A 2,684-nucleotide genomic window follows, 5' to 3' on the forward strand; every position below is an offset into this window, starting at 1 on the left:
CATGGCGGACTGCTTCAACAGCCTGATGGTAGTTCCCAATATTATCGGCCTGCTGGCCTTAAGCGGTATGGTGAAGAAAGTCCACGACGACTACTTCAACAATTTCCTGAGAGGGAAAGCTTCCGAGTACGCAACAAAAGAAAATCAGTAAGCTACCCGATCCGGCGAATTGACAGTTTACAGAGTAAAGCCACCCGATGGGTGGCTTTACTTATTTCTTATGCCTGAAATTGTTCTACAAGAGTCTAATACTCACATTCTTCCCAAGAGACCTGGCAACCTTAACCAGAAAATCCAGAGACGGATTATAATTCCCGCTCTCCAGACGGGAAATATTACTCTTTTGTGTCCCCACACGTCTCGCAAGCTCCGCCTGTGTCATGTTCTGCTCATGTCTGGCTTTGATAATCTGAGCGATCGCCTGATATCTTGGCTGTAGTCTCTCATACTCTATCCTAAATTCTTCATCCTGCAGCAGTTCTTCCTTAATCTGGTGAAATGATACACTTGCTTTCATAATTCTTACCGATCCTCTCATCTGTTCTGTTATCAACAAGTTATCATATTCGATAACCTCTGTCAATGTAAAAGCAATTGAGGACGTAGCCCTTTTGCAAAAGGCTACGTCCTCAATTGAATCAAATTACTCTTCTTCTTTCCTTCTCCAGCTAAGCAGGATCAGGATAAACAGCGCCGATATGCCAACGCCTGCCAGCGGCCAGCTAAAGTCCGCCGGATCGCCGGTCTTCACCCTGCCTCCGGTTGTGACTGCCTCGTCATACTCGTTGGTAAACTCTGCAGCCTCGCCGTTACTCATGAAGGTTCCCAGCTTCTCGTAAGTTACGTCTGCGATGGTCAGGACTCCGTCTTCGTCCGCCACTTCCAAGGTCACTCTCCAGATATGTTCATCGTAGGTGTATCCGGCTTCGTGGCCATCCGCCTCACGGATGTCGAACCGGTAGGTTCCCGCTTTGGTAAATGTGATCGGTGCAAATGCGGTCTGTCCTGCTCCCGCTACGCTTGCGGAAGTTCCTTCCACTGCCGCGCCCTCCGGATTGTCCGCAAGGGCCTGCATGGTAAAGGTAAATGTCGCATTGGACGGCGTCTTGTCGCCGCTTACGTGTTTCGTCACTCTCGGCGCGTAAGCCGCCTCGCCCGGCTGGTAGTGGTTCTCAAAGGCCGCCACGTCAGAGGTCGCCTCATCCTGTCTTGTGTAGGTTGCACTCTCCACGCCCAGGATATGTTCGGTATCCTTCACTACCACGGTCAGCGTCCAGACGCTTCCATCGTACTGGTAGCCGGTCAGCTTGTCATTGATCTCAGTAATGTCGAACCGGTAGGTTCCTGCCTGCTCGAACTGGATCTCGCCAAAGTCTGCCTCGCCGCTTCCCTCGATGGTCACTTCCGTATCCGCCGGAAGAACGGCTCCCTCAGGATTATCCTCCCTGGCTGTAAGTGCGAACCGGAACTTGGCGTCCCTGCCCTCCGGCACATCGCCGGTCACGGCCTTGGTCACCGTCGGCGTATAGCCGGTAGGTACGACTTCGTACTCATTGGTAAAGGTCGCTTCCTCGTCAGAGGTTACTTCCTGGCCGTCAGCGTCTGTCCGAGTATAGGTCTGGCTTACCACGGTCAGGACCGAATCCCGATCCTCTACCACCACTTCCAGATCCCAGCTCAGCGGATCGTAGGTGTATCCCGCGTCGCTTCCCGGAACCTCTGCAATGGTAAAGTGATAGGTTCCCACCTTGTCAAAGGTAATGTTTCCAAAGTTGCCGTCTCCTGCTCCGGTGATAGTAGTCTGCCCATTGCTGATCATCGCACCGTCTTCCGGCGTGCCTTCCTCTTCTGCCGCTTCATTTCTTGTAAACGTAAAGGTAAAGGTCTTATTAACCGGTGTAGGATCTCCGGTCAGCGCTTTCACTACTTGCGGGTCATAGAATGCTTTTCCACTACCGGCGTAAACTCTGTCATAAGCTGATCCGTCCCTTTACGCCACGCCATAACGGAAAGGTAGAACGTAGTCACCGAAAGGATAATGAACGCTTTTATGCATCCCATACCTTCTATTCTTTCGAGGACTTCTCCAGACAGCTTCAGCTCTATAACCGTAGGGATTACAATCAGTTTCCTATGAGACCCTTGGGATGGAAATCACCAGACTATCCTAAAAGAATTTATTACTTGGGGTGTAACATATGTTTGACAAACCTACAACGTTGCATTTTCATTTAGGTACACCCCTCGGCGCATTTTGGTACACCCCTGGGCGCATTTTGGTACAGGGTAAGATGCAATTGAGGACGTAGCCTTTTGAAACTTTACTACGTCCTCAATGTAACAATAAATTATTCTCCCTGGTGTACCACTACCTGCCGGTACGGGATCTCGATCCCGTTCTCATCAAAGCAAAGCTTGATCTTCTCCAGCAGCCGCCATCTGGCGGGCCAGTATTCTTCATTTTTCACCCAGGCTCTTGCGCCCAGTACTACGGAACTTTCTCCCAGATGGTCTACGAAGATCCTGATCTCCTGGTCCTGCAGAACGCTTTCATCCGCCAGGAGCATTTCTTCCAGCAGGCTTTTGGCCTTCGAAAGGTCCGCCCCGTAAGCGATGTCCACCTTCAGGTCCAGCTGCCGTTCTTCGTTGGCAGTGAAATTGGTCAGGCTGTTGTTGGTCAGGAT

4 protein-coding genes and 1 pseudogene are annotated in these 2,684 nt (G+C 51.0%); 2 read left to right on the plus strand and 3 right to left on the minus strand.

Features of this window, described 5'->3' with window-relative positions; translation table 11 throughout:
- Nucleotide 1: 1 nt before the first annotated feature.
- Nucleotides 2–151: an alanine:cation symporter family protein gene (locus ACML7B_RS01160; RefSeq protein ID WP_418538990.1), complete on the plus strand. Its 150-nt coding sequence runs from the start codon at nucleotides 2–4 to the stop codon at nucleotides 149–151.
- A gap of 84 nt (nucleotides 152–235) precedes the next feature.
- On the opposite strand, the gene ACML7B_RS01165 is transcribed toward ACML7B_RS01160, so the two are convergent.
- Both ACML7B_RS01165 and ACML7B_RS01170 read right to left on the minus strand, forming a co-directional pair.
- On the minus strand, nucleotides 236–517 hold the full coding sequence (locus ACML7B_RS01165) for a helix-turn-helix transcriptional regulator (protein WP_418538986.1): 282 nt from the start codon (nucleotides 515–517) through the stop codon (nucleotides 236–238).
- Between the two features lie 126 nt (nucleotides 518–643).
- Nucleotides 644–1,924 (minus strand): Spy0128 family protein, encoded by a 1,281-nt coding sequence (locus tag ACML7B_RS01170; RefSeq protein WP_418538988.1) that lies wholly within the window; start codon nucleotides 1,922–1,924, stop codon nucleotides 644–646.
- A 47-nt stretch (nucleotides 1,925–1,971) separates the two neighbouring features.
- On the opposite strand from ACML7B_RS01170, the pseudogene ACML7B_RS01175 reads away from it, so the two are divergent.
- Nucleotides 1,972–2,235: pseudogene (locus ACML7B_RS01175) on the plus strand (integrase core domain-containing protein); the annotation flags it as partial.
- A 113-nt stretch (nucleotides 2,236–2,348) separates the two neighbouring features.
- Here ACML7B_RS01175 and ACML7B_RS01180 read toward each other — a convergent pair.
- Nucleotides 2,349–2,684: mechanosensitive ion channel family protein (locus tag ACML7B_RS01180; protein ID WP_418538989.1), on the minus strand; the 336-nt coding region annotated here is incomplete at its 5' end.

It is taken from the genome of Massilistercora timonensis (assembly GCF_048354975.1).
Taxonomy (GTDB): domain Bacteria; phylum Bacillota; class Clostridia; order Lachnospirales; family Lachnospiraceae; genus Massilistercora; species Massilistercora timonensis.